The sequence below is a fragment of the Enterovibrio paralichthyis genome (genome assembly GCF_019209835.1).
Taxonomy (GTDB): Bacteria; Pseudomonadota; Gammaproteobacteria; order Enterobacterales; family Vibrionaceae; genus Enterovibrio; species Enterovibrio paralichthyis.
The window spans coordinates 1-2,781 of sequence record NZ_JAHUTS010000057.1 but is presented as its reverse complement, the minus strand read 5'-3'; the positions used below and the strand labels follow the sequence as shown (position 1 = coordinate 2,781).

The following is a 2,781-nucleotide window of genomic DNA, read 5'->3' as shown; positions in this document are numbered from 1 at the left end:
GTCAACGATCTGATAGAGAAGGGTTTGCTCGGGTCGGTGGCTCTGGTAACGACCAGTATCCCGATCCCGGCTGGCCGTCCTGGCCGCCACATGAGGCATGTTCCGCGTCCTTGCAATACTGTGTTTACATACAGTCTATCGCTTAGCGGAAAGTTCTTTTACCCTCAGCCGAAATGCCTGCCGTTGCTAGACATTGCCAGCCAGTGCCCGTCACTCCGCGGTCTTCACTGCGTGATCGAGTTGATCGACACCCGCCGTGACACGCTCCATGAAGTGCCTGCCTGCGTCTGTTAGCCGAACGCCCCGCGCATGGCGCTCAAATAGCAGGACACCAAGGTTATCCTCCAGCGCTTTCACACGCGCGCTGACGCTCGACTGGCTGATACCAAGTGCCTTGGCCGCATGCCGAAAATTCAGATGCTCGGCGACGGCGATGAACTGAACAAGGGAAATGAGCGGTATCCTGCCAGACAGGATACCGACATTCACGAGGTTTCGATGGTTAGTGCGCCGCATCGGAGCGGGCCTGCTACCAGTCGTCGGTTAGACGACTGGCGACTTCTCGGTGGCAGCCCCACGGAGCCGAAGGAGCACCAGCCCCAACGAAACCAGTACCGCCATCGCCGTGGCGTAACAGATCACGGGCCACGCTGTGTCACCGTTTAAAAGTGCCACCGCCAATGTCCCGACAATGCTGACTATCAGGCTTTGAACGCAGAAGTAGAACGCGACCGCTGATCCCGCGATGTCGTCGAACTCTGCCAAAGCGCCGTTCGCGGTAACGGACACCGTGAAGACAATACCGACCGCGACAACCCACATCGGTAGGATGAAGGTGAGGAATGACGGCGAGCCGTAAAGTTCGCCGATCCCCAACAGGACCGCTCCGCAAACAAGCAACGCCATCCCACGCGCCACGCATCCTGCGATGCCCCATCTGGCGACAAAGGACTTCGCGAAACGGGTTGTCACGATCATTACAAGCGCGACAGTGGCGAAGGCAAAGCTGAATCCGATCTCGGAATATTCCGCTTGGCCTATGAGCACACGGGGAGCCGTCGAGAAGAAGACGAAGAAGGTGCCCATACCGGCGCTAAAGCCGACAGTGTAAACCCAAAAAGCCGGACTCGCGAAGATCGGCAAGACAGATCGGCGCGTCTTGACTTGATCCAGAGGGCGGGTTTCGTGCCACCTGAAACCCGCATTTAGGAGTGCGAGCATCGCCAGTATAGCCAAAGTAATGAATATCGCCTGCCATCCCAAGAACTCGCCGATCAATGCTCCGGCGATAGGGCCGAGCGCAGGCACGAACGCCAGCATCGAACTGAAAAGGCCGTAGATGACGACACCCTCAGGACGGTTGGCATAAACGTCGCGAACCGTCGCGAACGTCGCCACCAGCATGGCCGACGCGCCCACTGCTTGAAGTAGACGGAAAGCGACAAAGGCCGGTGCAGTTGAAGACCAAGCTGCTCCCAGAGACGCAATGACGAAAGCCGTTGCGCCCGCAAGTAGAATTGGCCGTCGCCCGATTCTGTCTGAGAGCGGACCAAAAATCACCTGGCCCACGCCGAGCATCACCATATAGAGGCTCAACGTGAGTTGGATCATAGCGGGCGTCGTGTTCAGGATGCCGGGCATCGCTGGAACGACAGGGAGATAAATATCCATCGCCAGTGAAGCGAGGATGTCGAAAGGAGCCATCAGCAGCAGTGCTGCCGGCAGCGTATAGGCCCACGCGGGGCGTGTGGTGGTCATGACGAATCAACCCTCGATTAAGGAATACCGGGCGACGTCTGCTCGTCAGCAATCAGATGAGACTAGCCTTACAGAGCGCCGCAACAACAATACTGGTTGTTGCGGCTTACTTGTCTGCTGACTTGGAATTTCCCATCTGATTACTCCACGCTTACGAATATGAATTGCTACATTTTATCCGATTATCTTTTGCTTCGCAATGCGGCATGGGCGCACTCAGCGTTCCAGCCCCCTCTGCCGCCCTAACTGCCACGACACCGACCCGCCCTGCACGATGCCCATAACCTCGCGGCCGAGTTGGCGGTCGATGATCGGCCGCCACGGGACAAGGGTGAACTCATGGGATTTCTCGACCACGGCGAACTTGCCGCTCGATAGATGCACGGTTCCGGTAAACTTGCCGCTGACGCTCTCGCCGTCCGTGGCGGCGCGGAACGGCAGGCCCTTACTCAAAGCCATATCCGATCCGACGCCGGCTACCTCGCGCTCCCGCAGGATGGCGAGAAGGTTGCGCCGGTAGAAGACGCGGCTGTCCCGGCTGCGGGTGGCGTCGCCCTGTTCGATATGGTGCTCGCGGCGCTGGTCCATGGCTTCGCGGACTTGTTGCCCGAAGCCGGTTGGCGCAAGGTCGGCCGTCTCGCCGTGGATCAGCCGCCGGTCCAGCCAGGTCGCGCCGTCCGATCCGATCTGTTTGTTCAGATCGACCGGGGAAAGGACGCGAACGCTGGCCTGACTGTCTCGGCCGGCGTCATGGGCGGCGGCACGGCTGACCAGATCATCGGGGATGCGCCATTGGTCGGCGTCGATCCGCTCGACGATACCGGCCCGGCGTAGCGCCTCCAGCCGGCGCACATGGGCATCGACATAGCCCTCATAGTCGCCGCCTGGAACGCGGCACGTATAGGAAGAATAAACGCCCTTTTCACCCAAGTCCAACAGCTTTGGACCGCAGTTGACTCTTTCGACACCCCTGCGATGCAACCCAATCCGGCTGACGGGGAGCCAGCAACGCTGAAAATTTAC

At 59.4% G+C, this 2,781-nt stretch carries 3 protein-coding genes; all 3 read right to left on the bottom strand.

The window, feature by feature from the left end; all coding sequences use genetic code 11:
- Positions 1-210: 210 nt before the first annotated feature.
- Positions 211-489, bottom strand: a complete 279-nt coding sequence (locus tag KU854_RS24620) for a LysR family transcriptional regulator (protein ID WP_001100557.1) — start codon at positions 487-489, stop codon at positions 211-213.
- A gap of 54 nt (positions 490-543) precedes the next feature.
- On the bottom strand, positions 544-1,758 hold the full coding sequence (gene floR / locus KU854_RS24615; RefSeq protein ID WP_000214119.1) for a chloramphenicol/florfenicol efflux MFS transporter FloR: 1,215 nt from the start codon (positions 1,756-1,758) through the stop codon (positions 544-546).
- A gap of 216 nt (positions 1,759-1,974) precedes the next feature.
- The coding region (locus tag KU854_RS24970; RefSeq protein WP_223364268.1) for a DUF3363 domain-containing protein at positions 1,975-2,781 on the bottom strand (807 nt) is incomplete at its 5' end.